The organism is Tistlia sp. (assembly GCF_040905785.1).
Classification (GTDB): domain Bacteria; phylum Pseudomonadota; class Alphaproteobacteria; order Kiloniellales; family DSM-21159; genus Tistlia.
Map to the genome: position 1 here is coordinate 53,181 of NZ_JBBDQW010000083.1, position 25,710 is coordinate 78,890.

General features: G+C 70.8%; 29 protein-coding genes and 3 tRNA genes. 16 read left to right on the forward strand and 16 right to left on the reverse strand.

The window, feature by feature from the left end; genetic code table 11:
* Positions 1-111: 111 nt before the first annotated feature.
* Entirely contained in the window at positions 112-1,119 is a 1,008-nt protein-coding gene (locus tag WD341_RS19435) for a sialic acid TRAP transporter substrate-binding protein SiaP (protein ID WP_368427151.1), read from the reverse strand.
* A 177-nt stretch (positions 1,120-1,296) separates the two neighbouring features.
* A complete protein-coding gene (locus WD341_RS19440) occupies positions 1,297-2,826 on the reverse strand; it encodes a UxaA family hydrolase (RefSeq protein ID WP_368427152.1) in 1,530 nt (509 codons plus the stop codon).
* 229 nt (positions 2,827-3,055) lie between these two features.
* On the opposite strand from WD341_RS19440, the gene WD341_RS19445 reads away from it, so the two are divergent.
* The gene (locus WD341_RS19445) at positions 3,056-4,201 is read left to right on the forward strand and encodes an SMP-30/gluconolactonase/LRE family protein (RefSeq protein WP_368427153.1); all 1,146 of its coding nucleotides are present in this window, start codon (positions 3,056-3,058) and stop codon (positions 4,199-4,201) included.
* Positions 4,202-4,657: 456 nt separating this feature from the next.
* Here the strand turns inward: WD341_RS19445 and WD341_RS19450 are convergent.
* Positions 4,658-4,732: transfer RNA gene (locus WD341_RS19450), tRNA-Thr, on the reverse strand.
* A 125-nt stretch (positions 4,733-4,857) separates the two neighbouring features.
* Here WD341_RS19450 and WD341_RS19455 point away from each other — a divergent pair.
* From WD341_RS19455 to WD341_RS19515, 13 genes are all read left to right on the forward strand, one after another.
* Positions 4,858-5,094 (forward strand): hypothetical protein, encoded by a 237-nt coding sequence (locus tag WD341_RS19455; protein ID WP_368427154.1) that lies wholly within the window; start codon positions 4,858-4,860, stop codon positions 5,092-5,094.
* 151 nt (positions 5,095-5,245) lie between these two features.
* Positions 5,246-6,532 (forward strand): UDP-N-acetylglucosamine 1-carboxyvinyltransferase, encoded by a 1,287-nt coding sequence (murA, locus tag WD341_RS19460; protein WP_368427155.1) that lies wholly within the window; start codon positions 5,246-5,248, stop codon positions 6,530-6,532.
* Positions 6,533-6,557: 25 nt separating this feature from the next.
* On the forward strand, positions 6,558-7,229 hold the full coding sequence (locus WD341_RS19465) for a DUF2948 family protein (RefSeq protein WP_368427156.1): 672 nt from the start codon (positions 6,558-6,560) through the stop codon (positions 7,227-7,229).
* A 74-nt stretch (positions 7,230-7,303) separates the two neighbouring features.
* Complete coding sequence (gene hisG / locus WD341_RS19470) at positions 7,304-7,978, forward strand: ATP phosphoribosyltransferase (RefSeq protein WP_368427157.1); 675 nt, start codon at positions 7,304-7,306, stop codon at positions 7,976-7,978.
* Positions 7,968-9,269 (forward strand): histidinol dehydrogenase, encoded by a 1,302-nt coding sequence (gene hisD, locus WD341_RS19475; protein ID WP_368427158.1) that lies wholly within the window; start codon positions 7,968-7,970, stop codon positions 9,267-9,269. Before hisG ends, hisD begins: the two co-directional genes overlap by 11 nt.
* Before the next feature lie 3 nt (positions 9,270-9,272).
* A complete protein-coding gene (locus WD341_RS19480) occupies positions 9,273-9,752 on the forward strand; it encodes a UPF0262 family protein (RefSeq protein WP_368427159.1) in 480 nt (159 codons plus the stop codon).
* 4 nt (positions 9,753-9,756) lie between these two features.
* Positions 9,757-10,245, forward strand: coding sequence for an arsenate reductase ArsC (locus WD341_RS19485; RefSeq protein ID WP_368427160.1), 489 nt, complete (start codon positions 9,757-9,759; stop codon positions 10,243-10,245).
* A 114-nt stretch (positions 10,246-10,359) separates the two neighbouring features.
* The gene (gene infA, locus WD341_RS19490; RefSeq protein WP_368427161.1) at positions 10,360-10,578 is read left to right on the forward strand and encodes a translation initiation factor IF-1; all 219 of its coding nucleotides are present in this window, start codon (positions 10,360-10,362) and stop codon (positions 10,576-10,578) included.
* Between the two features lie 17 nt (positions 10,579-10,595).
* Entirely contained in the window at positions 10,596-11,198 is a 603-nt protein-coding gene (locus tag WD341_RS19495; protein WP_368427162.1) for a nucleoside triphosphate pyrophosphatase, read from the forward strand.
* Positions 11,195-12,352 carry a ribonuclease E/G gene (locus WD341_RS19500; protein WP_368427163.1) on the forward strand — a complete coding sequence of 386 codons (1,158 nt, stop codon included), beginning with the start codon at positions 11,195-11,197 and terminating at the stop codon, positions 12,350-12,352. Before WD341_RS19495 ends, WD341_RS19500 begins: the two co-directional genes overlap by 4 nt.
* A 4-nt stretch (positions 12,353-12,356) precedes the next feature.
* Positions 12,357-12,590 (forward strand): DNA gyrase inhibitor YacG, encoded by a 234-nt coding sequence (locus WD341_RS19505; protein ID WP_368427164.1) that lies wholly within the window; start codon positions 12,357-12,359, stop codon positions 12,588-12,590.
* Positions 12,587-13,579 carry a S1C family serine protease gene (locus WD341_RS19510; protein ID WP_368427165.1) on the forward strand — a complete coding sequence of 331 codons (993 nt, stop codon included), beginning with the start codon at positions 12,587-12,589 and terminating at the stop codon, positions 13,577-13,579. Before WD341_RS19505 ends, WD341_RS19510 begins: the two co-directional genes overlap by 4 nt.
* A 3-nt stretch (positions 13,580-13,582) precedes the next feature.
* Complete coding sequence (locus WD341_RS19515; protein ID WP_368427166.1) at positions 13,583-14,725, forward strand: trypsin-like peptidase domain-containing protein; 1,143 nt, start codon at positions 13,583-13,585, stop codon at positions 14,723-14,725.
* A 127-nt stretch (positions 14,726-14,852) separates the two neighbouring features.
* On the opposite strand, the gene WD341_RS19520 is transcribed toward WD341_RS19515, so the two are convergent.
* Positions 14,853-16,193: a S8 family serine peptidase gene (locus WD341_RS19520; protein ID WP_368427167.1), complete on the reverse strand. Its 1,341-nt coding sequence runs from the start codon at positions 16,191-16,193 to the stop codon at positions 14,853-14,855.
* 138 nt (positions 16,194-16,331) lie between these two features.
* Here WD341_RS19520 and WD341_RS19525 point away from each other — a divergent pair.
* Positions 16,332-16,407: transfer RNA gene (locus WD341_RS19525), tRNA-Phe, on the forward strand.
* A gap of 320 nt (positions 16,408-16,727) precedes the next feature.
* On the opposite strand, the gene WD341_RS19530 is transcribed toward WD341_RS19525, so the two are convergent.
* From WD341_RS19530 to WD341_RS19585, 12 genes are all read right to left on the reverse strand, one after another.
* Positions 16,728-17,060 carry a hypothetical protein gene (locus tag WD341_RS19530; protein WP_368427168.1) on the reverse strand — a complete coding sequence of 111 codons (333 nt, stop codon included), beginning with the start codon at positions 17,058-17,060 and terminating at the stop codon, positions 16,728-16,730.
* Between the two features lie 160 nt (positions 17,061-17,220).
* Positions 17,221-17,601, reverse strand: coding sequence for a hypothetical protein (locus WD341_RS19535; protein ID WP_368427169.1), 381 nt, complete (start codon positions 17,599-17,601; stop codon positions 17,221-17,223).
* 363 nt (positions 17,602-17,964) lie between these two features.
* Positions 17,965-18,519 carry a helix-turn-helix domain-containing protein gene (locus tag WD341_RS19540; RefSeq protein WP_368427170.1) on the reverse strand — a complete coding sequence of 185 codons (555 nt, stop codon included), beginning with the start codon at positions 18,517-18,519 and terminating at the stop codon, positions 17,965-17,967.
* A 14-nt stretch (positions 18,520-18,533) separates the two neighbouring features.
* Positions 18,534-18,842 (reverse strand): DUF4258 domain-containing protein, encoded by a 309-nt coding sequence (locus tag WD341_RS19545; RefSeq protein WP_368427171.1) that lies wholly within the window; start codon positions 18,840-18,842, stop codon positions 18,534-18,536.
* 327 nt (positions 18,843-19,169) lie between these two features.
* On the reverse strand, positions 19,170-19,949 hold the full coding sequence (locus WD341_RS19550) for a hypothetical protein (protein ID WP_368427172.1): 780 nt from the start codon (positions 19,947-19,949) through the stop codon (positions 19,170-19,172).
* A gap of 48 nt (positions 19,950-19,997) precedes the next feature.
* Complete coding sequence (locus WD341_RS19555) at positions 19,998-21,470, reverse strand: phage terminase large subunit (RefSeq protein ID WP_368427173.1); 1,473 nt, start codon at positions 21,468-21,470, stop codon at positions 19,998-20,000.
* Positions 21,463-21,918, reverse strand: coding sequence for a hypothetical protein (locus WD341_RS19560; RefSeq protein ID WP_368427174.1), 456 nt, complete (start codon positions 21,916-21,918; stop codon positions 21,463-21,465). Before WD341_RS19560 ends, WD341_RS19555 begins: the two co-directional genes overlap by 8 nt.
* 163 nt (positions 21,919-22,081) lie before the next feature.
* Positions 22,082-23,197, reverse strand: coding sequence for a hypothetical protein (locus tag WD341_RS19565; RefSeq protein ID WP_368427175.1), 1,116 nt, complete (start codon positions 23,195-23,197; stop codon positions 22,082-22,084).
* On the reverse strand, positions 23,194-23,400 hold the full coding sequence (locus WD341_RS19570; protein WP_368427176.1) for a hypothetical protein: 207 nt from the start codon (positions 23,398-23,400) through the stop codon (positions 23,194-23,196). Before WD341_RS19570 ends, WD341_RS19565 begins: the two co-directional genes overlap by 4 nt.
* A gap of 3 nt (positions 23,401-23,403) precedes the next feature.
* A complete protein-coding gene (locus WD341_RS19575; protein ID WP_368427177.1) occupies positions 23,404-23,598 on the reverse strand; it encodes a helix-turn-helix transcriptional regulator in 195 nt (64 codons plus the stop codon).
* 79 nt (positions 23,599-23,677) lie between these two features.
* Positions 23,678-24,169 (reverse strand): hypothetical protein, encoded by a 492-nt coding sequence (locus tag WD341_RS19580; protein ID WP_368427178.1) that lies wholly within the window; start codon positions 24,167-24,169, stop codon positions 23,678-23,680.
* Between the two features lie 89 nt (positions 24,170-24,258).
* Positions 24,259-25,494, reverse strand: coding sequence for a tyrosine-type recombinase/integrase (locus WD341_RS19585; RefSeq protein ID WP_368427179.1), 1,236 nt, complete (start codon positions 25,492-25,494; stop codon positions 24,259-24,261).
* A 141-nt stretch (positions 25,495-25,635) separates the two neighbouring features.
* Between WD341_RS19585 and WD341_RS19590 the strand changes: the two genes are divergently transcribed.
* A tRNA-Phe gene (locus tag WD341_RS19590) sits at positions 25,636-25,704 on the forward strand.
* The last annotated feature ends 6 nt before the right edge of the window (positions 25,705-25,710 follow it).

The window sequence follows — 25,710 nt, forward strand, 5'->3', positions numbered from 1 at the left end:
CCACCCCCCCCCCCGCGCCCCGGTCTCCTCGGGGCGCCGGTCCTCGCCGTCTTGCGGTCCCGTCGGGGTCGGCACGGGCCGGCCCGTGCTGCCGGGGGCCTCGCGGGCGGCCTACTGGATGGCCTGCAGGCGGTCGTAGGTCTCCTGGTCCCAGGTCGCGTCTGGACCGTTGTGGGCCGGGATCGTCGCCTCGCGGAACGGCCCCCGGTCGACCTCCAGCACCGTGTTGCCCTGGTCGCGGAACCAGGCCGCCAGCTGCTGCTCCGTGTCGATGATGTCCTGGGTGCACTTGTCGGCGGCCTCGCGGAGCACCTCGATCAGGATGTCGCGATCCGCCTCGTCCATCGAGTCCCAGGTCGGCCCGCCGATGATGGTCAGCAGGGCGTCGGTGATGTGGCCGGTCAGGTTGATGTAGTCCTGGACCTCGTAGAACTTCTTGGCCTGGATCGTCGGCAGCGGGTTCTCCTGGGCGTCGACCGTGCCCTGCTGCAGCGCCAGGTAGACCTCGGCGAAGGCGATCGGTGCCGGGTTCGCACCGGTCGACTTGGGGAACATCATGTAGAGCGGCGCATTCGGCACGCGGATCTTCAGACCCTTCATGTCCTCGGGCGTCTCGATCGGCTTGTTCGAGGTGACGTGGCGCTCGCCGTAGTAGGTCAGGCTGACGACGTGGTTGCCGCTCTCGCTCATGTAGCCGTCGGACAGCTCCTCGAAGAGGTCGCTGCTGCGGTACTTGTCCCAGTGGTCGTAGTCCCGGAACATGTAGGGGGCGCCGCCGATCGCGATCGGGCCGAAGGAGCGCCCGGCGAACAGCTGGCCGGTGTAGATGATGTCGACGGTGCCGAGGCCGAGGCCTTCGTTGATGTCGACCTCCTTGCCCAGCGAGGAGGCCGGGAAGACCTCGATCGAGTAGCGTCCGTCGGTGCGCTTGGCCAGCTCCTCGCCGGCCCAGACCGCCCAGGTGTGGTAGGGCTCGCTGGTCTCGTAGACGTGGGCCCACTTGAGCGTCGTCTGGGCCTGGGCGGTGCCGACGGCCCCCTCGAGGACGAGGGGCGCGGCGAGCGCGCTGCCGGCCAGGGCGAGCCCGACGAACAGGCGGCGTGAGAGCCTTTGGAGCATTGGATTCTTCCTCCCGGTTTCGTTTCGTTTCGCGCCGCCCGAGACTGTCGCTCGTTACCCCTGGGGGTGCGGTGCGCCCGCTCTTTTTCTATCGTTGCGGCTGCAAGTTAACCGGGTGGCCGAAGAACAAGTCAACGGGAATCGGGAGCGCGTCCTGCCGGACCGGGCGCTCGGCGGCTACATTACCGCGCCGATCTGCCAGGGGACGAATTCGTCGTCGCCGAAACCGAGCAGCTCGCTCTTGGTGCGCGCGCCCGAGGCGACCTCGAGCAGGCGCTCGAAGATGCGCCGGCCCATCTCCTGCACGCCGATGCCCTCGTCGAGCACGGCGCCGCAGTTAATGTCCATGTCCTCGTCCATGCGCCGGAACACGTCGCTGTTGGTCGCCAGCTTCAGCGAGGGCGCCGGCTTGCAGCCGTAGACCGACCCGCGGCCGGTGGTGAAGCAGACCATGTTGGCGCCGCTGGCGACCTGGCCGGTGATCGAGCAGGGGTCGTAGCCCGGCGAGTCCATGAACACGAAGCCCTTGGTCGCGATCGGCTCGGCGTAGCGATAGACGCCGCAGAGGTTGGTCGTGCCGCCCTTGGCGGCGGCGCCCAGCGACTTCTCCAGGATCGTCGTCAGGCCGCCGGCCTTGTTGCCCGGCGATGGATTGTTGTTCATCTCGCCACCGTTGCGCCGCGCGTAGTCCTCCCACCAGTGGATCCGCTCGATCAGCTTCTCGGCGACCGCCGGGCTCTCGGCGCGGCGGGTCAGCAGGTGCTCGGCGCCGTAGATCTCCGGCGTCTCGCTGAGGATCGCGGTGCCGCCGTGGCGGACCAGCAAGTCGGCGGCGGCGCCGAGCGAGGGGTTGGCCGTGATGCCGGAGTAGGCGTCGGATCCGCCGCACTGCAGGGCCAGGGTCAGCTCCGAGGCCGGGATCGTCTCGCGGCGCGCCTGGTCCGCGTGCGGCAGCATCTCGCCGAGCAGCTCCACGCCCTTGGCGACGGCGCGGCGCGTGCCCCCGGCGCTCTGGATGTTGAAGGTCTGGAACAGCGGGCCGCGCTCGATGCCATAGGCCTCGAGCAGGAAGTCGATCTGGTTGACCTCGCAGCCCAGGCCGACCATCAGGATGCCGGCGAAGTTGGGGTGGCGGGCATAGCCCCAGAGCACGCGCTGCAGGTTGGCGTAGCCCTCGCCGCTGTCGGCCATGCCGCAGCCGGTGCCGTGGACCAGGGGCACCACGCCGTCGACGTTTGGATGGGCGGCCAGCAGATCCTTGTCGAAGCTCTGGGCGATGTAGCGGCCGACCGTGGCCGAGCAGTTCACCGAGGTCAGGATGCCGATGTAGTTGCGCGTGCCGACGCCGCCGTTGGCCCGGCGGAAACCCTGGAAGCTGGCCCGCTCCGCCTCGGGCAAGAAGGCGGTCGCCCGGGCCTCGCTGGAGACGCCGTAGTCGCGCTGGAAATCGTGCAGGCCGACGTTGTGGACGTGGACGTGGCTGCCGGCGGCGATCGCATCGGTCGCGAAGCCGATGATCTGGCCGTACTTCGCGATCGGCTCGCCGGCGTCGATGTCGCGCACCGCGATCTTGTGGCCGAAGGGGATGGCGTCGCGGGTCGTCACCGCCTCCTCCTCGAGCGGGGTGCCCGCCAGGATCGCCGCGCGCGCGATCACGACGTTGTCGCTGCCGTGCAGGCGGATGGTCAGCTTCGAAACCTGGGCCATGACGGCGCGCTCTCCTGGGGCTGCTGAGGGATGCCGGTCGAGGCGATCATATGCGCCCCAGCGCGCCGAGAGAAAAGCCGGCTGCGCGTGCCGACGACCTCGGCGCCGCCTGGACGGCAATCAAGAGAAGAACTAAGCTGCTAGCAGAAGGCTCGCATCGGCTGTTGACCGGGCAGGGCGCGCCGGCCACCGGAACGGTGCAGCAGCATCCAGACGGGAGGATCCGGTCATGTCGGAGAGTCAGGCGCAGCAGGTTTCAGCCCTTGGCGCCATAGAAGGCTACGCGGACGGCGGCGCGCCAGCCGGCGTCTCGCGCCGCGGCCTGCTGAAGGCGGCGGGTGTGGTGGCGGCGGCGACCGCGATGGCGCCCGAGGCCTTCGCCCGCAGCTTCGGCGAGGGTGCGGACCCGGTGCGCTATCCCGAGCCGGACGTCGTCCAGCTCGACCCGCGCTTCACCGCCAAGATCGGCAACACGCCGATCCAGCGGCTCTACACCGGCACGCTCTGGGCCGAGGGGCCGGCGTGGAACGGCGTCGGCCGCTACCTGATCTGGAGCGACATCCCCAGCGACGAGCAGCTGCGCTGGCTCGAGGAGGACGGCCACGTCTCGCGGCGCTTCCGCGCGCCCTCGGGCAACAGCAACGGCAACACCTTCGACTTCGAGGGGCGGCAGATCGCCTGCGAGCACGGCACCCGGCGCGTCGTGCGCTACGAGCACGACGGCTCGACGACGGTGCTGGCGGGGCCGGAGCAGGGCCAGGAGCTGAATGCGCCCAACGACGCGGTCGTCCACCGCGACGGCTCGATCTGGTTCACCGACCCCGGCTACGGCAGCTTGCTCGCCTACGAGGGCACCGAGGCCGACACCGGCTCGCCGCAGCCCTACCAGAAAGAGGCGATCTATCGCATCGACCCGGCGGGCGGCGACCCGGCCAAGGTCGCCGACGAGCCGTTCAAGCCGAACGGCCTCTGCTTCTCGCCCGACTACTCGATCCTCTACGTCGCCGACACCGGCGCCTCCCACTACCCCGAGGCCAAGAAGATCATCTGGGCCTACGACGTCGAGGGCGGCAGCCTGAAGAACCCGCGGACCTTCGCCGACATGACGCTCGACGGCAGAGCCGGGATGGCCGACGGCATCACCTGCGACGAGGACGGCAACCTCTGGTCGAGCGCCGGCTGGGTCGGCGATGGCTACGACGGCGTCCACGTCTTCGCGCCCAACGGAGAGCGGATCGGCCAGATCCGCCTGCCGGAGATCTGCTCGAACCTCTGCTTCGGCGGCGCCAAGCGCAACCGGCTGTTCATGACCGCCAGCCAGTCGCTCTATGCCGTCTACGTGCTGACCCGCGGGGCCCACGCCAGTGGGGCCTGAGAGCCCGTCTACTTGCGCACCTAGCCGATCCGGCCGTGGGCCTCGGCGGCGAAGTGGGCGGCGGCGGCGACCTAGGTCGGCCGGCCGGTCCGCCGCCGGTTCCGCCGGGAGCCGGCCGGTCATGCCGCCGCCTCGAGCGTCGGGATCTTCTCGAGCTCGCTGGCGAGCACCGGGACAGGTCGCCAAGTCGTGGTCCGTCTGCAGCGCGATCCAGATCCCGGGCCCGTTGCCGCAGATCGAACAGGCTGCGCGGCAGCGGGTCGGGTGCGTCGGCTCGGCGACGGCGCCGGTCGGGACGAGGAGGGTGAGGGTGAGCAGGAAGGCGGCGAACAGGCCGCGAACAGAAACTCCACCTTCCCCCACCCTCGGGCCACAGTTCATGGCTCGTTCGCGTATTCGCGCTACGGCCGGCGGCGGCGTCGCTGGCCAGAAAACCAGCAAAAGTGCGGGTGGAGGTGGTGCCGCCGGCGTGAATTGAACACGCGACCCCGCCCTTACCAAGGGCGTGCTCTACCCCTGAGCTACGGCGGCGCCAAGAGGATCCCGGAGCGCAGAGGCGTCCGAGAGCGGCGGGAAAATGCACCGATCACGGTCCCGGCGCAAGCGCCTATTCGCCGCCGCTTGACCTCGCCGCCCGGCGCGGCCACCTTCGCGCCATGGCGGAGCGCGAAGACAGCAGCGGTGGCGGCGGCCGTGAGCGGCCGGACGGCCCGGCCCCCGGCGGCGAGCGCGCCGCACGCGAGGCGCGCCTGGCCGAGCAGCTGCGCGCCAACCTGCTGCGCCGCAAGCAGCAGGCCCGCCAACGCGCCGCCGACCCTGGCCGGGCGGAGTCCGGCGAAGAGGCAGCGGCGGCGGAGAGGCCGGCGCGCCGCACCCAGGGGGACCATGGCTGAAGGCTTGAGCGGCTTGCGAGTCGCGGGCTAGAACGGTCAAGGATTCCTTCCCGGCCGTCGGCCGTTGCTCGCCCGTGGGACGAGTCAGGGATTACCTTCGTTCCGGCGCGCTCGCCGGCAGCGTCTCCGAGGCAGGAAGCAGAAGCAGGGCATGGACAGGATCGTGATACGCGGCGGCCGGCCTCTCGAAGGCGAGATCGTCATCGGCGGCGCCAAGAACGCGGCCCTGCCGCTGATGGCGGCCAGCCTGCTGACCGAGGAGACGCTCAGGCTCGGCAACCTGCCGCACCTGGCGGACATCACCACCCTGGCCAAGCTGCTCTCGACGCTCGGGGTCGAGCTGCACATGAACGGCAACGGCGGCACCGGCGGCAGCAGCGGGCGGGTGCTGGATCTGACCGCCCGGACCATCACCGACACCTGCGCGCCCTACGACCTGGTGCGCAAGATGCGCGCCTCGGTGCTGGTGCTCGGGCCGCTGGTCGCGCGCGAGGGCGTCGGCCGGGTCTCCCTGCCCGGCGGCTGCGCCATCGGCACCCGGCCGATCGACCTGCACCTGCTCGGCCTGGAGGCGCTGGGCGCCGAGATCGAGCTCAAGGAGGGCTACATCGAGGCGCGCGCGCCTCGGGGCCTGACCGGCGGGGAGGTGGTCTTCCCCAAGGTCTCGGTCGGCGCCACCGAGAACATCATGATGGCGGCCAGCCTGGCCAGCGGCGAGACCCGTCTGGTCAACGCCGCGCGCGAGCCGGAGATCGTCGACCTGGCGGCCTGCCTGACCGCCATGGGTGCCGAGATCGAGGGCGCCGGCACCGCGACCGTCACGATCCGCGGCCGCAGCCGCCTGCACGGCGCCGAGCACCAGGTCATCGCCGACCGCATCGAGGCCGGCACCTATGCCATGGCGGCGGCCGTCACCGACGGCGACCTGCACCTGATCGGCGCGCGCGGCGAGCACCTGACGGCCGCGCTCGACGTCCTCCGGCAGGCGGGCGTCGCCATCGAGGAGTCCAACCGGGGCCTGCGCGTGCGCCGGGCCAACGGCCGGCTCCAGGGCACCGACGTCATGACCGAGGCCTATCCCGGTTTTCCGACCGACCTGCAGGCCCAGTTCATGGCGCTGATGGCGACCGCCGGGGGCGCAGCCATGATCACCGAGACGATCTTCGAGAACCGCTTCATGCATGTGCCCGAGCTCGCGCGCATGGGTGCCAACGTGACGGTGCACGGCGCCTCGGCGCTGGTGCGCGGGGTCGAGTGCCTGACCGGGGCCCCGGTCATGGCCACCGACCTGCGCGCCTCGGTCTCGCTGGTGCTGGCCGGCCTCGCCGCCGAGGGCGAGACCGTGCTGAACCGCGTCTACCACCTCGACCGCGGCTACGAGCGCGTCGAGGACAAGCTGGCCGCCTGCGGCGCCGACATCCGGCGCGTCGCGGAATAGGCCGGAGCGGCAAGGGAGAGCCGTCATGGCCAGGTCACCGAGACTGAAGCTGCGCGCCCACGACGCCACCGACATGGACGTCATCGCCTCGGTGCTGCAGGACGCCCTGGTGCCGCTGACCGAGGTGACCTTCCTGCGCCGCGACCGGCGCTTCGTCATGGTCGTCAACCGCTTCCTGTGGGAAGGGGTCGAGGAGGCCGAGGGGCTGGCCGCGGAGCGGGTCGGGCGGCCCGCGCCCGATCCTGCCGCCGGCGAGCCCGACGACACCGAGGAAGAGCGGGCCCGCGACGCGGCCTTCCACGAGGCGGGGCCGCGGCCGACCTACTACCGCACCCATTGCGGCGTCACCTTCGACAAGGTCGAGGCGGTGAAGATCCGTGGCATCGACCAGCGCGACCGCAACCAGATCCTGAACCTGCTGACCATCGCGACGGAGCCGAAGCGCGTCGACCTGCGCTTCTCGGACGGCGGGCGCATCCTGCTCGCCGTCTCGGCGGTGCGCTGTCACCTGGAGGACTTCGACGAACCCTGGCCGACCTGGTCGCGTCCCGACCACGGCGCGCGGGCGGCGGCCGGCGGCCCCGGGACGGCGCCGGGACCGGCGGGCGACCCTGGGGGCGATGCGGGGGGCGATCCGGGGGGCGATCCGGGGGGCGACGCGGCCCCCGATCTGGACGGGGCCAAGCCCGCGCGGTAAACCCTGCCGCGGCCCGGAACGGGTCGCGCCGTTCCTCCACCGTCCTTGTCTACAGAAGCGGAGCACCCTCGCCCGTGCCCTCCGAGCGTTCCAGCCGGCCGCCGCTGGTCCTGGCCCTGCCCAAGGGCCGGATCCTGCGCGAGCTGGTGCCCCTGATGCAGCGGGTCGGCATCGAGCCGGAGCCGGAGTTCCACGACGAGCAGTCGCGCCGACTGCTGTTCTCGACCAGCGTGCCGGGCATCCAGCTGGTCCGCGTGCGCTCCTTCGACGTGCCCACCTTCGTCGCCCACGGCGGCGCCCAGCTCGGCGTCGCCGGCAACGACGTGCTGATGGAGTTCGACCATCCGGAGGTTTACGCGCCGGTCGACCTCGGCATCGGCCGCTGCCGGATCTCGGTCGCCGAGCGCAGGGAGCTGCTCTCGGGCGACGACCCGAGCCGTTGGAGCCACGTGCGCATCGCCACCAAGTACCCCGAGATCACCCGCCGCCACTTCGCCGCCCGCGGCGTCCAGGCCGAATGCATCAAGCTCAACGGCGCCATGGAGCTGGCGCCGCTGCTGGGCATGTGCCGGCGCATCGTCGACCTCGTCTCGACCGGCGCCACCCTGGCCGCCAACGGCCTGGTCGAGGTCGAGCACATCGCCGACGTGACCAGCCGCTTCATCGTCAACCGCACCGCGCTGAAGACCCGGCCGCGCGAGGTCATGGGCTGGGTCGAGCGCTTCCGCGAGGTCGCCCATGACGCATGAGCTGGACGCGCGCCGGCCGGGCTTCGCCGCGGCCTTCGAGGCGTTCCTCCTGGCCCGGCGCGAGGAGGAGCAGGCGGTCGACCGCAGCGTCGCCGCGATCCTCGAGGACGTGCGCCGGGAGGGCGATGCCGCCCTGCTGCGCTACACCGAGCGCTTCGACCGCCTGGCGCTGGCTGCCGAGGAGCTGCGCGTTCCGGAGGCGGCGCTGGCGGAGGCGGAGGCCGCCTGCGACCCGGAGACCGTCGCGGCGCTGCGGGTCGCGGCGGCGCGGATCGAGGACTACCACCGGCGCCAGCTGCCCGAGGACCTCGACTACCGCGACGCCGAGGGCGTGCGCCTCGGCCACCGCTGGACGGCGATCTCGGCCGCCGGCCTCTACGTGCCCGGCGGCACCGCCGCCTACCCCTCCTCGGTGCTGATGAACGCCCTGCCGGCCCGCGTCGCCGGCGTGCCGCGCGTCGCCATGGTCGTGCCCAGCCCAGACGGCCGGCTCAACCCGCTGGTCCTGGCCGCCGCGCACATCGCCGGCGTCACCGAGGTCTACCGGGTCGGCGGCGCCCAGGCGGTCGGTGCGCTCGCCTACGGCACCGCCACGATCGCGCCGGTCGACAAGATCGTCGGCCCCGGCAACGCCTACGTCGCGGCCGCCAAGAAGCAGGTCTTCGGCGTCGTCGGCATCGACACCATCGCCGGCCCCTCCGAGATCCTGGTGGTCGCCGACGGCGACAACGATCCGGCCTGGATCGCCGCCGACCTGCTGAGCCAGGCCGAGCACGACGCCTCGGCCCAGTCGATCCTGATCACCGACGACCCTGGCTTCGCCGAGGCGGTCCGGCGGGCGGTCGAGCTCCAGCTCGAGCAGCTCGAGCGCGGCGCCATCGCGCGCGCCAGCTGGCGCGACCACGGGGCCGTCATCCTGCTCGGGTCGCTGGAGGCCGCCCCCGCCCTGGTCGACCGCCTGGCGCCCGAGCACCTGGAGCTGGCGGTTGCCGACCCCGAAGCGCTGGCGGCCCGGATCCGCAACGCCGGCGCCATCTTCCTCGGCCGCTACACGCCCGAGGCGATCGGCGACTACGTCGCCGGGCCGAACCACGTGCTGCCGACCGGCCGCGCCGCGCGCTACGCCTCGGGCCTGTCGGTGCTCGACTTCATGAAGCGCAGCTCGGTGATCGCCTGCGACGCCGACTCGCTGCGCCGCCTGGCGCCCTCGGCGATCGCGCTCGCCCGTGCCGAGGGGCTCGACGCCCACGCCCGCTCGATCGCGATCCGCCTCAACCAGGCCCGGGACTAAGCGATGGACGACCGGCGGATCGTCAGGATCACGCTGGACGACAGGAGCGTCGTCCGGCGCGGCGGCGACGTCGAGCACGAGCGCGCGGTGGCGATCTACGACCTGCTGGAGGCGAACCACTTCGCCCCCGACTGCGAGGCCGGCGGTCCCTACGGCCTGCACCTGCGGATCGAGGAGGGGCGGCTGCTCTTCGAGATCCGCGACGGCGCCGAGGAGGGGGCGGCCATAGTGGCGACGGTGCCGCTTGCGCTCGGCCCCTTCCGGCGCATCGTCAAGGACTACTTCACCGTCTGCGAGGCCTATTACAACGCGATCAAGACCGCGAGCCCCTCGAAGATCGAGGCCATCGACATGGGCCGCCGCGGCCTGCACGACGAGGGCGCGGCGGCCCTGCGCGAGCGCCTGGCCGGGCGCATCGAGATCGACGAGAACACGGCGCGGCGGCTCTTCACCCTGCTCTGCGTGCTGCACATCAAGGGCTGAGGCGATGTCCGGTCCCTCGGCGTTCGGTCCCGGCCCCAATCCGCCGCCGCGGCTCTCGCTGCCCGGCGCCGTGCTGTTCTGCTGCTCGGAGAACTCGATCCGCTCGCCGATGGCCGAGGGCCTGCTCAAGCACCTGCTCGGCCACCGCATCTTCGTCGATTCCGTCGGCGTGCGCGCCGGCGAGCTCGACGGCTTCGCCATCGCCGTGATGGAGGAACTCGGCATCGACCTGTCGCGCCACCACGCCAAGACATTCGACAGCCTGGAGGACGAGTCCTTCGACCTGATCGTCTCCCTGTCGCCGGAGGCCCAGCACACCGCGGTGGAGATGACCCGGACCTGGGCCTGCGAGGTCGAGTACTGGAACACCTTCGATCCCTCGATCGTCGAGGGCGGCCGGGAGGAGCGCCTGGATGCCTACCGCCAGGTGCGCGACCAGCTGATGGAGCGGATCCGCAAGCGCTTTCCGGCGGACCTCAAGCCGGAAGAGTAAGGCTTGCGTTGTTCCCGGGACGCGCAATGCCTATATTCGCTCCCTTCGCGGCGGCCCCCCTCCGGATGGCGAGGGCGAGAGGCCGCCGGCCGCCAAACACAAGAAACGGATCGCATGTCTAAAGAAGACTTGATGGAATTTCAGGGCACGGTCGCCGAGCTGCTGCCCAACGCCATGTTCCGCGTGAAGCTGGACAACGGCCACGAGGTCCTGGCCCACACCGCCGGCAAGATGCGCAAGCACCGCATCCGCGTGCTGGCCGGCGACCGGGTCAACGTCGAGATGACGCCCTACGACCTGTCCAAGGGCCGCATCACCTTCCGCTTCAAGTAGCGCGCGGGAGGCCGGTCGTGGCCGCTCCGCTGATCCTCGCCTCCGCCTCGCCGCGGCGGCTCGAGTTGCTGCGCCAGATCGGCATCGAGCCGGATTCGGTCGAGCCGGCGGAGCTGGACGAGACGCCCCTGCCCGGCGAGCTGCCGGTGCCGCACGCCCAGCGCCTGGCCGACGCCAAGGCCGAGGCGGTGGCGCGCCGCCATCCGCAGGCCTACGTCCTGGCCGCCGACACCGTCGTCGCGGCCGGCCGGCGCATCCTGCCGAAGCCCGAGGACGCGGCGACGGCGCGGCGCTGCCTGGAGCTGCTCTCGGGGCGGCGTCACCGGGTCCAGGGCGGTATCGTGCTGCGCGCGCCGGGCGGCCGCGTCGGCCGCCGCCTCTCGACCACGCGGGTCGCCTTCAAGCGGCTCTCGCCGGCCGAGCTCGAGGCCTACCTGGCCGGCGGCGAGTGGCACGGCAAGGCCGGCGGCTACGCCATCCAGGGCAGCGCCGCCGCCTTCGTGCCCTGGATCGAGGGCTCCTACAGCAACGTCGTCGGCCTCGACCTGGCCGCCGCCTCCGGCCTGCTCGAGGGCCTGGGCTGGCGCGGCAGGGAGCGGACGGGGGAGCCGGCTCGGTGAGCCGCCGCTGGCTCGTCTCCGGCCTGCCGGGCGAGCTGCGTTGGGCGGCGCTGGAGGCCGATGGCCGGCCCAGCGAGTTCCGCGTCGAGCGCGGCGATCGGCCGGGCCAGGAGGGCGACCTCTGCCTCGGCCGGGTCGTCGGCCTCGACCGCGCCCTCGACGCCGCCTTCGTCGACGTCGGCCTGGAGCGCCCCGGATTCCTGCCGCTCGCCGGGCTGGCGCGGCGGCCGGCCGAAGGCGAGGCGCTGACGGTCCGCCTGCTCCGGCCTGCCGCGCCCGACAAGGGCGCCAAGCTGGCGGCCGTGCCCGAGGGGCCGGCCGGTTCGCCGCCGGAGGGCAGGCGGGCGCCGGCCCTGCTCGCGCGCCGCGAGGCGCTGCCCGAGCGCCTGCTGACCTTCGCCGAGCCGCCGGAGGAGATCGCCGTCGACGACGAGCCGACGCTGCAGCGACTGCGGGCGGCGCTGGCGGCGCGGCCGGACCTGAGCGCCACGCTGTCCCTTGCGACCGGCCGGGCCGCCGCAGCGCTCGAGACGACGCTCTCCGAGCTCCTGGACGCCCTGCTGGCGCCGAGCGTCGCGCTGGCCGGCGGCGGGCGCCTGTGGATCGAGCCGACGCGCGCGCTGGTCGCCGTCGACGTCGACCGCGGCGCTGCCGCCGATGCCGACGCCCTCAACCTCGAGGCCGCGCGGGAGCTGGCGCGCCAGCTGCGCCTGCGCGACCTCTCGGGACTGATCGCCGTCGACTTCCTCGATCCCTCGGGGCCGGCGACGCGCGCGCGCCTGCGCCAGGCCTTTGAGGCGGCGCTGGCGGCCGAGGCCGAGGACAGCGAGCTCGGCCGCCTGGGCGGCGACGGCCTGGCGCTGGTGACGCGCCGCCGCGCGCGCCCGGCGCTGCACGAGCTGGTCTGCCGCCCGGCGCCTGCCGGCGGCTGGGAGCGCGATCCGGTCGCGCTGGCCTTCGAGCTGCTGCGCCGGGTCCGCGTCGCCCCGGCTTCGGCGAGCCTGCGGCTGCTGGTCTCGCGGCCGGTCGCCCAGGCTCTCGACGGGCCGGCGAGGCCTGCCCTGCAGGCGATGGAGGCGCTGCGTGGCCATGCCGTGGAGCGCCTGGAGGAGGCCGGCCGCCCCGACGCGGCGGGCGAGATCGTGATAGGCTGAGCCCATGGACGAAGACGACCGCGTGATCCCCTTTCCCCGGCGCAGCCGCCGCGTCAAGGCCAAGGGCTGCCCGATCTGCGGCAAGCCGGCGGAGGCCGCCTACGAGCCCTTCTGCTCGCCGCGCTGCAAGCAGGTCGACCTTGGCCGCTGGCTGAACGGCACCTACCGCGTCGAGACCGACGAGCGGCCGGGCGAGCCGGGCGCAGCGGCGGAAGACGACGAGAGGTCCGACGGATGAGCTGCCGGGCGGCCGGGCGGCGGCCGGCCTTGCTGCTCGCGGTTTCGGTCCTGGCCGGTGTGGCGGCCAACGCCGTGACCGGCGGCCTCGCCGGCGCCTTCGAGCTGCCCGTCGACACGGAGCGCTCGGTGGTCTCGGTGCTGCCGGTCTGGCCGGACCGACCCCAGGGCGGACCCGACGTGCCGCCGGGTCTGGCGCCCGAGGGCAGCGGCGTCGTCTACGCCGCCGGCGGCTGGATCGTCACGGCGCACCACGTCGTCGAGACGGCGCTCTCGATCGCCGTGCGCCTCGCCGACGGCCGCTACCTGCCGGCCGAGCTGGTCGCCGCCGACCCGCTGACCGACGTGGCGCTGCTGCGGGTCGAGGCCGACCTGCCGCCGATCCAGGCCGCGGCGCCGCCGCGCCTCGGCCAGCCGGTCTGCGCGCTCGGCAACGTCTACGGCCTCGGCCTCGCCCAGAGCTGCGGCGTGGTCTCGGCGCTCCACCGCAGCAACGGCCGCTTCAACCCGATCGAGGACTTCGTCCAGACCGACGCGGCGATCAATCCCGGAAGCTCCGGCGGCGCGCTGCTCGACCGCGGCGGCCGGCTGGTCGGCCTGGTCTCGGCGATCTTCGCCGGGGGCGGCGACGGCAACATCGGCGTCAACTTCGCGCTCTCCCAGCCGCTGCTCGCGCGGGTCGCCGACGACCTGATCGCCCACGGCGCGGTCAGGCCGAGCGACCCCGGGCTGAGCGCGGTCAGCGCCGACCCCGGCGAGCCGCCGCACCGCGAGGCCGTGCGGGTGACCGCGGTCGCGCCCGGCAGCGCGGCCGAGGCCGCCGGCATCCGCGCCGGCGACCTGCTGCTCGACTGGGACGGCCGGCCGCTGCGCGCCAAGCGCGACCTCGCCGCCGCCGCCTACCTGCTGCGCCCGGGCGACAGCCTGCGCGTGGGCCTGCTGCGCGACGGTCGTCACCGGGCGGTCGAGCTCGCGATACCGGAGGACTGAGCCATGCGCAGCGCGCGCCCGCTTCTTCTCGCAGCCGGGCTGGCCGCCGCGCTGGCCTTCGCCCTGCCGCTGCGCCCCGCCGGCGCCCAGGACGAGGCCTGTGCCTACGCGGCGGCCGTCTGCGACGCCCGCCAGGCGGTCTTCGTGATCTCCGACTTCAGCCCGATCGCCTCGGCGGTGCGGCTCGGCCCCGACCTGCTGGTCACGGCGCGCCACGCCGTGGCCGAGGGCGACGAGGTCGAGGTGCTGCTGCCCGGCCGCGCGATCCTCAAGGGCCGGGTGGTGCCGAGCCCGCTGCCGCTCGACCTGGTGCTGCTGCGCGTGCCGGGCCTGCCCGAGGGGCCGGTGCTGAAGCCGGCCGCACTCGCGGAGGACGGCGAAGAGGAGCCGGCGCTCCACGTCGTCGGCGCCGACATCGGCGCGGCGCGCGTCGAGGCCTATCCGCCGGGCGCCGCCATCGCCCGGCCGCTCGAGGACAAGCCGCTGTCGCGCCTGCACCACGGCGCCCACACCCAGCCCGGCAACAGCGGCGGCGCGCTGGTCGACGGCGAGGGGCGGCTGGTCGGCATCGCCGTCGCCGGCGGCTCGGGCCGCTTCGAGGCGATCCCGGCCTCGGCCATCGCGGCCCTGCGCGCCGCCAGCGGCCCCGAGGCGGAGGCGGCCGAGGCCGGCTTCCAGGCGGCGGTGCGCGACTGCAGCCTCGGCCTGGAGGCGCTCGGCGACGGCCAGGCGCCCGAAGGTGCGGCCGCCGATGTCCTCGCCGCGCGATGCCTCGCCACCGGCAACCGGCAGTTCTACGACCTCGCCGGCCAGGTCTTCGGGCGCGCCGGCGACCTCGAGCGGGCGACGGCCCTCTTCGAGGCCTCCCTGGAGCAGGACCCACAGGCGCTCAACGCCCGGCTCAGCCTGGCCATCACGCTGCACATGGCCCAGCGCTGGGAGCGGGAGCTGCCGCATCTGCACTGGCTGATCGAGCGCCTGCCGCGTGACCCCCAGGTGCTGCGCCTCGCGGTCCAGGCGGGCAAGTGGACCGGCGACGCCGCGCTCGCCGAGCAGGGCTACCGGGGCATCCAGGCCCACTTCCCCGCCCAGGCCGAGGCCGCCCGCGGCTTCCTCGACTCCGACGCCTCGCCGCCGCCGCGCTAGGTGCGGGGGGTGGCGCTGGACAGCATCCTCCCTGCCCGCACTTGCCTCCGCTTCGCCCTGAGCCTGTCGAAGGGCGTGGGAGACGGCTCCCGCCCGGCGCGCCCACGCCCCTCGACGACGCCCGCCCTCAGGGCGCCGCCAGGGGGTCGCGGATCCAGCCGGCCCCGACCAGGCCCGGCTGCGGCGGCGGCTCGGCGAGGGCCAGGATCGCGCGCTTCAACTCCGGCGCCCGCCAGCCCGGGTTGGCCGCCAGCAGCCGCGCGGCCAGGGCCGCGACGCGCGGCACGGCGAAGCTGGAGCCCGAGGCGAGGTGCGGCCGGCCGCGGTAGTCGAAGACCTCCTGGCGCTCGGCCGGGACCAGCAGGTCGACCGCCGCCGCGCCCCAGTTCGAGCCGGGGGCGAGGCGGCCGTCCGGCTCGCTGGAGGTCACGGTCAGCAGGTTCGCCAGGGCGGCGGCGGCCGGCCAGACAGGCCGCGCATCGATGTCGCGCCCGTCGTTGCCGGCCGAGACCACGAAGAGGATCTCCGGGTGCGCCCCGGCCGCGGCCAGGAAGGCCTCCCAGAGCGCGCGGCTGTTGCTGCCCATCGGCAGGGCGACGATGCGCGCGCCGGCCTCGGCCGCGGCCTCGACGACCTGGGCCATGCGCTCCATGTCGGGGCGCGGGTAGCGGTAGGGCAGCAGGCGCGCCGTCGGCGCCTCGGCGAGCAGCAGGCTGGCGACCTCGGTGCCGTGGCGCGCCGGGAAGAAGGGCGAGCCGGCCGGATTGCCGTCGTAGGGCCTGGGATCGAGGTCCCAGAAGTCGTAGCCGAGCGCGCGGCCCGCGCCGTCGCGCGCCAGGCGGCCCGCGATCGCCGGCAGGTCGTAGGCGACGCCGGCGTCGACCTGGGCCACGAGCACGCCGCCGGGGTCGCGGCCGGCCGGCACTGGCGGGTCGAGCGGCTCGACGGCGCCCCGGCTCTCCAGGTCGGCCCCGAGCAGCACCAGCCGGTCGGGACCGCCCGGCGCCTCGCCCTCTCCGCCCTCCCGCACCTCGTCCCACTCGAGCGCGCGGCCCTGGACGATCCGGCAGTCGGCGCCGGCGAGCGCGAGCAGGCGCGGCCGCGTGCCGCCCCCGGCCGGCTCCTCCCAGCTCGCCGAGAAACGCCGGAGGCGGCCGCCCGGCGCCAGGCGCTCCAGCACCAGCAGGCCGCCCCCGGCCAGGGCGATGCGCGCCCGCAGGCCGACCGGCGACGCTTCGGGACCGAGCGGCTCGGCGCCCAGGAGGCGGGCGCCGGGCAGGCCGGCCGCCAGCGCCTCGGCGTCGAGCGCCGGGCAGGCCTCCGCGACCGCCCGGCGCAGCAGCGCGGCCGCCGCCCGGGGCGCCGCGGCCGCCTCGGCGGCGGCCACCGGGACCGACCAAAGGCCCCAGGGCACGCCCGACAGTAGGGCCGAAAGCAGCAGGGCGGCGGCGGATCCGGCGAGCCTCATCGCGACAGGGTCGGGCAAAGGCCGGGGCCCGTCAACGCGCCCTCCGGGGCAGCTCCGGCCGGGGCCGGAGGGACTGGACAGCCCGCCGATCTTCTCCTATAAGCGCCTCTCTTCCGGGTCGGGCGACCGGCCGGGAACGCCCAGGTAGCTCAGTTGGTAGAGCATGCGACTGAAAATCGCAGTGTCGGTGGTTCGACTCCGCCCCTGGGCACCATCATTTCTCAATGACTTAGCCGGTACGTCTCAGCCGCCCAATGGCCTCATAGGTAACACCTAAGGTAACAGGCGCGGCCTTGGGGCTCAGAGACGGGGCGGCCGAAGTGCCCCAAGGATATCGCGCGCCGGGACGACGCTACGCCGCTGGCGGCAGGAGAGACAATTGGCGCGCGCGCCAGTTTGGCGTATGCGGGAAACGGTTCTGAGGACGAGCTATCAAGCCTCTTAGCCAGGCGCTTGACAGCCTTGCACAAGCAGTTCGGGAGATTGAGCGGCGGATGGGTCCGCCCGGCCTGGATCGGCCGGGACATTCGGTAGCTAGACCAGCCCGAACAGGTTTGGAGCGGAGGGGGCGTCGTGCAGCGAAAGAGTGAGACCATCCAGGCCGTGACGGATGACGGGAGCCCGTGCAGCATCGAGGTGATACAGCACTTCGTCGAGCACAGACCAATCGCTGGCCCGGCCTCTTCGCTTCCGGGCAGGCGCTCCTATGTCACCGCCGAAGGCGAGGAGGTCGCCCTTCGCGACGACGGCACCTTCTACCTCCTTGACACTGGACGGGTTGCGCGCCGCGTCGAATAGCCGGTGGAGAAGGATCGCCCCGAACAGCCCGGTGGCGGCGAGGCTCAGGGCGGCGTCAAGGACGCCCACTGTCGGCCCATAAGCCCAAGTTCAGAGTAGACCTCGGCGGCACGGGCCGCCCGGCCCTGCTCCAAGTCGCCGATGCCGAACAGCATCACGACCTGCTACGCTGCCTTTAGACAGCGGAGGTGGGACACTTTAAGCTGCGCGCTACTGCCGGCGCAGAAGGTCAGAGGCGCGAGACGCAGAAAGCGCCGAGGCTGCCCATCGCGATGATCAACAGGAGCAACAAGCGATGGAGGCCTCGGAGCGATCTCTGGATCTCGTCGAGGCGGTCCAGCGCCTCCCCCGAGTTGACCGCGCCCAATGCTGCATCCTGCCGGCAGTGAGCAAGCAGACGGTTCCGTTGCGCCTCAGTTAGCGAATACCCTGTGCCCTCATAGGGGCCGAACCAGTCCAACTCTTCCCTCAAGACGTTCCGCGCGACCAGCGAGTTCAGCAACGAACGTTTCGCCGGTTGTTTTGCCGCCTCCGCAAAAAGCCGGGCGCTCTTGAGGTCTAGGCGGAGAGCTTCCTCTGCTGCCGTCTCGTTGCCGCCGTCATCAGCCATCAGGCCCTCCGGTGCCGGGGCTTCGATCATCGTAGCGGAGCGGCAAGGTCGCTCTGCATTCGGCAGACCCAGTCTCGCCCCTCGTTCCCTCAATCTACTGTGCCAAGAGGGTCATCACACCTTGCGTTCGGAAACAATGCTGTATCCGCCATAGATCCTGCCGCCTTCTCGGTCGTGCCCGGTCGGGCTGCCAAGTCACGCTCACGATGCGGATGTGGTCAGGGCGTGTAGCGATGTTCTCCAGCACTTCTTTCAGGTTCTGCGGATCATCCCTGGTCGTATCAACCTGATATCTGTCTTCCGCCGCCATTCAGCCCTCCAGTGATTGCATGTAGGAAGAGGCCCAGCCGTAGCGGGGCCCCTTCAGGCAGCCATGTCCGTAAATGTGTCCCACTCTCTGTGCTTGTCGCGCGTCGCGCGGTCCTTAAGCGTCACCCGCTCAAAAACCATCGGAGGGACTTCGCTCACATCGGCAATACACATGATGCGCATGTGGTTGATCATCGACGGCTCGAAGTCGATGGCCGGCGCGCGCTCCTGCATCTCGCCGCATACAAAATGCCGCAGCAACTTTTCACTGAAGCCACCCATGGGCTGCGCCTCGCTTTCCCATCGAGAGACGGTCTCCGCCGACACCTCAAGATGGTCAGAAAACTCCTTCTGCGTCAGCTCCAGAGCTTTCCGCAGAAATCTCACCTCTGCACCACTCAGCCTCAGCGGCAGCAAGCAACGGGCCATTGCCATCGCGGCTACAAGCCCTTCCATGTCTGGAATCTCGATAGTCTCCTCGCCAGTGTCCGGATCAGTTTCCTGAATGGCAGCATTGCGCAGTACCACCGGCATACCGAGGAGATCCTCGGTGTAGCTCGGCAGTACCCTTCCGCGCTCTGCGCACACCTTCTCGTTGGTCCCTTCCATCTTCCTTTTCTCCCTCAGCTCGCTTTGCGAGCCCATGCAGTGATCACTTTGACCCTCACACGGTCTTCATAGGCGACCACAACGATCTCTAGTCTTCTGCCATCACCATCGGAGCCTCTGACATTCCAAGTCTCGTCGCCCAAGCTCTGTTCGACGCGCACAACGGACCCGCGTCTGAGGACGTAGAGCACGTCAAGCTTGGAGATATGATCGTTCCTCATCTCCTCCTGGGCATGCTTCCTGTACAGGAAGCGAGTTGACGGATTGTTAGCAAGCTCGCGGATGCGTCGCCCCTCGTCGTGATGTACCGTCTGAGCAGCCATCCAGTGCTCCCCAAGCCGTGGCGCAGGGCACGGTAGGCTGCACTTGATCCAACGTCAACAAGTGTGGGCGGGTTCCGTCCTAAGGCCAAGATGCTAGACACGCATATCAGCCGAGCGTGACGTGTGCCGGAACATGACGACCTAGATCGGCCTGAACAGCACCGCGACACCCGGCTGAGGTTCTATCCTCGGTCTAGGCCGGCTTGGGTGTCGCTGATCCGGGCCCCATAGGATACCTGTCTAGGGTCTGCTCGCTGCCTTCACTGACGCGGAAACGGCGGCTATCAGCTTTCGCATTGCCTCCAGGCGCGTGCGGGGGGGCGGCGCTCACTCGTCGCCGTGTCCTCCGATCGGCTCCTTGAGCGCCTTGTCGGCCGCTGCCGCGCGGGACGCGATTTCATCGGTTCTGCCGTCCCGAAGCCTGAAGGTCGCCAGCAGGTACCGCTGGCCCCCAGCGTCCAGCTCCTCCACCGCACGGTCCAGCTTGGCGCGGCGGGCCTGCTGCTCGCCGAAGTGCTTCGCGAGGAATGTGTGCTGGACGCCCTCCGCCTCGGCCTGCGACATGCCGCTGAGGAAGGCTTTGCCCGAGAGGGCGGCAGCGGCGATGTCGGCGTCGCTGGCGATCAGTTCGCCCCTGGCCTTCCTGCTCAGAATCTTCAGCTCGCGCCGGATCTCCGCCCGCTCCTCGTGGCTCAGGCGCGACCGCAGGCCCGCGTCGATCTCGCCGTCAATAGCGGCGATCTCCGCGTCTAGCCGCTTGCGTGCCCGATCCAGTGCTGGCAAAGGCGCCGCGCTGCTCTTCTCGACCATCTGGCCGATCCGGAGGATGTGCTGGTCGGTCGTGCGGCTGCCGTCAGCCCGGATCGTGAATTCGTTGCCATAGAGCTGGTCGAGCACCCGCGATAGGCCGGCGAAGGCTTGCGCCGCTCCCTTCAGCGCCTCATCGCCGGTCTCAGGCGTCACGCCGACGCGATGGGCGAAGGTGCGCGCGTCCAGGTCGGTGGGCACCTTGCGGCGCTTGAACTCGGCGGGCTCGGCGAGCTGCCTGGGGCTGATTGTTCCGGCCGCGCGGTTCGTGCGCTTGGCATGGGATTCAGAAGCTGTCACTGCATTCTCCTTCGATGGGAAGCCGCGCCTCACGGCGCGGGCGGGTCGTCAAAAGCCTCGGGTTCTTCGCACTGCGATGCGGGCGCCGCCCTCGTAGATGCAGGCGTAGCGGCAAGCGTCGGCGGCATGATCCGCCTGCCGGGTGTCGACGTCCTCGGGGTGGCGCTGGTCCCGGTCCAGGAAAGGCGTTGTCGAGAGCCAGTAAGTGCAGCGCTCCGAGACATAGAGGCCGGGCAGGTCCGGCTTGCCCGCGTCCGCCAGCAGGCGGCGCATGACCTGCCAGCCGGCAATCCTGTCGCCCTTGTGGACCCGGTGGACCGACAGGCCCGCCCGGCGGTACTCGTCCGCCAGCGTGCCGGCCTGGCTGCCGTGGGCGCTGAAACAGGCGTCATCGAGGCAGCCGTCCGGCGACATGCCCCAGGACTCGCAGGCAGCAACGACCTGCTGCGCCATGGTCGGCACCGTCAGCCCGAGACCCTTGGACAACGACTCCTTCTCGTGGAACGCGACCTCATCGAAGAGGATCAGGCTGCCCTTGGGGTAGAACCTGCCATCCTGCCCCTCCGCACCCGGCGAGCGGGCCACCAGATAGAACACGGCCGGGGCGGCGCTGCCGTGGTCGCCAGCGACGAAGTGCTCCCAGCGGGACCGCGGAGGAGCCTCCAGGACCGGAGATCGCCGCCTGAGAGGCCCCCAGAGCGCCGGAGGCAGCAAGCCGCCGCCCTTGACGCTGCCGGGCAGGCTGGCCCAGGCCGGAACGACATTGCGCCGGGTGTCGAATACCCCTCCGAAGAAGGCGCCGGCCGCGATGTTCCAATCCCCGTGCAGCCATGCCTTCTGCAGGGCCGGGTCGGTCGACGTGGCGGCTACGAGCTGCCCGGCATAATCCGCCGCCAGGTGCGGGTTGTCCGCCAGCGTGCTCGCCGCCGTGATGAAGTTGCGCCGCGACTTCGGCTCGACGTAGATCGTCCAGGGCGACACGCCCGCCACATGCCGCTGATGCAGCCAGCCGTGACCGGGACCGCCCGGGTTAGCCGACAGCACGAACCGGCAGGGGATACCTGCCTTGGACCGCAGAGAGGAGCGCAGCAGGTCGAGCGGTTGCGCGTCGGGGAACTGCCCGGCCTCGTCTATCTCGATCAGGGAGAAGCTCTTGCCCTGGTACTTGGCGAAGTCCTGCGGCCCCTCGATCTGGTCGAGCTGCACCGTGGCGCCGTTCGGGAAGCGGAAGAGGTGCTGCGATGCGTTGTAGCCCAAGGCGCGACCGTAGGCCGTGCCGAAGAGGAAGCGCGCTTCCGCCTCGAAGTCCCGCAGGCTCGGGAAGTCGCGGCGCACGACCAGAACCCGGGCATGGCTGCCGTAGGTCTCGACGTGGCGCAGGATCAGGAGCAGGAGGGCGAAGGTCTTGCCGCCGCCGCGGCCGCCGCCGAGGAACAGGTCGCAGTCCTCTGGGGTCGCCAGCACGCGCGACTGGAACGGGGTCGGCTCGATGCGCTCCAGGAGGGCGGCAGCCTCAGCCATCGTCGCCCTCGATCTGGCGGGGCGTCACGTTGACCATGCGCTCCCACTGGTCGGGCGTCATCGGAGCCGGGAGGTTGATCGTGACGGACGGGGTAACGTCGCCTTCGATCGGGCCTAGCTCCCGGTAGCTGTGGCGGGTTTTCAACAGGAACATGCCGCAGGAGGGATTGGGGCGCTGCTCGGCGCGGATCTCATTGCCCTCGGAGTCGTACTCCGCCGGTGCGCCCATGGCCTGCCGGTAGAGGGAGCCGACCAGCTCGCGTTCCTCCGCCTGCCGGCCGGCCGACACGACCTCGGCGGCGCGGGCGTCTTCGCGGCGGATGCGGCGCCAGGTCGTGCGGTCCATGCCCAGGGCCTGGGCGATCTCTCCCTCCGTCGCCCGGCGATCAACCAGGCCCTTCAGCCGGTCAACGTCCTCGGAACGTAGGGTCTTGCGGGGCCGTGCCATGTTGAATCGCTACCTCAGTGTTACCTACAGCCGCACTTTCCACGGCCGTTCGTCGATAATACGGCAGGAAAAGCCGCGTTGGCAATCAGAGAGCACGCGATAAGCACTCGCAGGATCATGCGTTCCCCCTTTTTAGGGAGGGAGATTTGCAACCTCGCATCCTTCACGCTGCCTTGTCCCTGATCGCTGCGGCGTAGGGCTGCAGCTCCTCGTCCTCAAGCGTCCCGGCGATCTGCCGGTCAAGGATCTCCCTCAGTCGCCTCTGCGCTCCGGTACGATCGGGTGGCTGGATTTGGTCTACCTCCTGGATGACGCGTAGCAGTCCGATGGCTCGATCCGGCTGCTTCGGGATGCCTGCGCCCGCCAGAGCCTCCAGGCGATCAAGGAGGGCATTCGCGGCGACCTTCTGAGCCTTGTGCTGCCGGTGCCCCTCGATGGCCAGGGCCATTTCCTCGTCCAGGCCCTTGGCCCCTTCGCTGTCGATTACCGACACCCATCGCTCCCGGGTGACCTGTGCGACTGCCTGCCAAACCTCCTCGCCATCGGCTCCGAACATGTCGTCTTCGCATTCGGCGAGCTTGCAGAGCTTCAGCTTGGCTCGCTCTTCGCGCTCGGCACGGGCGTTGCGGGCGTGCTCGATCCCCTGCCGAGCAACGTCTTGCCTGTCCGCCTGCCGTGTCGTCTCCGGTCTGGCCTCCGTCTTCTGGGCCTTCTCGCCTTCAAGGTTGGAAAGAGCATTCATCGCGCCGTCAGGCGCCGCCGAAGGCGGAAGTGCAGGCGGATTCTTTTCAGGTGGGAAGATACAGGAGGGATAGGGCGGTGAGGTTGACGCCCTTTGTGGACAATCTTGACGCCCTTTCTGGTCAGGGTTGACGCCCTTTTCGGCATCTTCCGGGGCCTCGTTGCCGGCTGGCTCGGGAAAGGGCGGTGAAATTGACGCCCTTTGTGGCATTTTCGCTTTGGCCTCAGCATGATAGGCGGTGCCGAGGGAGCATTTGGGCCAAAGAAGGTTAGTATGGCCTCGACCGCCTCTCCGGCCCCCCTTCGACACCTCCCGGAAGTAACCCGCCTTGACGAGCGCTCGAAGGGCTCGCTGTACCGTGCGCCGGTCCCGGCCGGTCAGCATTTCGAGGCTCTCCACGGCGAGGTAGGAGCCAAGGGCGCCGAAGTAGTCGAGTTGCCAGTAGGCGACGACCACGGCGGCCGGCGGCAGAGCCTTGTCGGCTGCGATGGCCCCGAGGAGCTTCCAGCGATCTACGAAGCCGCCGCCGTCTGTCATGCCGCCTCCTGGCTGCCGAAGGCCAGGGCAGCGATCAGATGGGCACGCGGCCCATCGATGCCGTATCGGCATTGCAGATGGCGAACTTGCAACGTGCGGGGCGAGGGGGTATTCTGAAGGTCGTTCCAGCCGCCATGCTGAACTCCCTCAGAAGCCCCGGTCGCGCCCGCCAGCGCGCCGGGGTTTCGCTTGTCTGGGGTCATGGGTCAGGCCGCCACCTGCTCGCGCTCGGCAGCCTTCTGGTCAATCCAGGCGGCCACCTCCGTCTCGAGGAAGGCGCACTTGTTGCTGGCGAGGACGATCGGCTTGGGGAAGAGGCCCTGCCGGACTAGCCGCATGAGGGAAACAGGGTGGTAGCCCAGGCGGGCCGCCACGTCCTTCTTGGAAACCAGATTCTGCATTTACCGTTACCTCCAAGCTTCGGGTTATGCTTGGAGGCTACGGAGTGCTTACGCTGCAAAGGGAACGGCAGTTACGAGATTAGGGGTGCCTAACGTTCCGAGCGCGGAGACGCTTCTTGGCCAGGACTTCCTTGATAAGTCGGAGGTTGCTGCCATCGCCCTCAGGCATGGCGCCGCAGGCCCGCATGACCGAGTCGACGAAGCTCTCGAAGTCGGCGCCCTGCGTCGTGCTGGCCTCGCCCGGCCGGGCCTTCTCGAACAGCCCCCCACACATGGCGACGATCGCCCGGCGCGCGTTCACGCCCCTCTTGTGAGAGGCGGGAGGATACTCCGCCAGGCTCTTCTCTGCGGCCGCCAGGAGCGCGTCGAGGGCCTCCAGCGGGGTTCCCGGACCCTTCCATGCCATACGCATGGAATCGGCCGTGTAGGGGTTCCTCTCGGGGGTCATATTGTCCAACCGCTCGCGCGATTTCCGCAGGTCCCGGACGAGACCGTTGAGCTGGTCGCGCGAGTCCTGACGCTTCGGCGGTCCATTTTCCGGGTTGGCGGTTGTCCAGCCCTGGTCGACCAACCGCTCCAGGTCGCGCCGCAGCTCAGGCCGTCGCGGGTCGCCGGGCTTGCAGAGAAGCCGTAGCGCGTCCTCCAGGTCATCTGAGGCCACTACCGCGCCCCCGCCAGCTCGACCACGTTCTCGGCGCGCCGGGGCTCCAGGATGCCGTCGAGGCGGCGCGCCCAAGCCTGCAGGGCCTTCTGCTTCTCCGGCAGGTACGAGTGCCGGTCGTAGACGCTGGTGACGCCGCGCGGGGCATGATTCAGCACCTTGCCCACGACGTCGACGCCGAAGCCCATCCGGGCGATGTTGGTCGCCGTGGTGCGCCTCAGGTCGTGCAGCCGCCAATCCTGCATCGGCTCCGCCTTGGCCTCGGCGAGCCGGTCGTTGATCGTCTTCTCGATCCGCAGCTTGGCCTTGCTGTAGCCGGACACGGGGCGGGCGCCGAAGGTCGTCGAGAAGACGTAGTCGCCTTCCTTGAACCGGGGTAGCGCCTTCAGGATCTCGACCGCCTGCTCGCTCAGGGGCACCTCATGCGAGCGCCCGGCCTTCGTCGCCTCGCCCCGGAGCGTCCACAGCCCGTTGTCGAGATCCACGTCGCGCCAGCGCATCTCGGCAACCTCGTTCCGGCGCTGCGCCGTCAGGAGCAGGAGTTGGAAGAGCGGACCGAAGGGGTAGCCGGCAGCCTTGAAGGCAGGCCAGAGGGTCCGCAGCTCCTCGTCGCCGAGAACACGGTCGCGCTGCTTCTCCCTCTCGGGAGGCTTCACGCCCGAGACCGGGCTTGCCCCGACGACCTCGCGCTCCAGCGCCCAATTGAACAGCTTGCGGACGTGCGCGAGCACGCGGTTGGCCTGAGTCGTCAGCCCGGCCTCGACCAGCCCGTCGAGCAGGTCGAGCACGTCGCGGCGGGTGATCGTGGTGATGTCCCGGCCGCGCCAGTGCGGCGTGACGTGGTTCGCGAACAGGGCCTCGGCGACCTTCCACGAGCGGTTGCGCTTCTTCGCGTACTTCTCGATGAAGTCCTCGACCACGTTCTCCCATGTGTCCGGCCGGCGGGCCTTGGCCTGCCGCTTGCTCTCCGCCGGGTCTTCGCCGCGCTCGATCGCCCGCAGGGCCTCCCGGGCCTTCTCACGAGCGTCGGCGAGGGGCAGGCCGGGATAGCGGCCAAGGGTCAGGCGGCGCTGCTTGCCGGCGAGCCGGTAGAACAGGACGAAGGTCTTGGAGCCGCCGTAGGAGACCCGCACGGCTAGGCCGGGCAGGGCGGCGTCGAAGTGGTCGTGCTGGCCTGCTGCCGGCGCCTTGATGCGCTCGACGGCGGCGGCGGTAAGGGTCTTCTTCTGAGCCATCGTGTGCTCCCTAAGGTAACAATAGGTAACAGAAGTGGGCCGTTCTGCCCTGTTACCTTAGGCTCTAGTATGCTTATGAAGGATGGCAGTTTCAAGAGCGGTTATGCGGGAGACAGCACACGCGATGCTGCGATAAGTTCGGCCCTGATGAGGGTACTCTCGCGACTGAAAATCGCAGTGTCGGTGGTTCGACTCCGCCCCTGGGCACCACTCCCA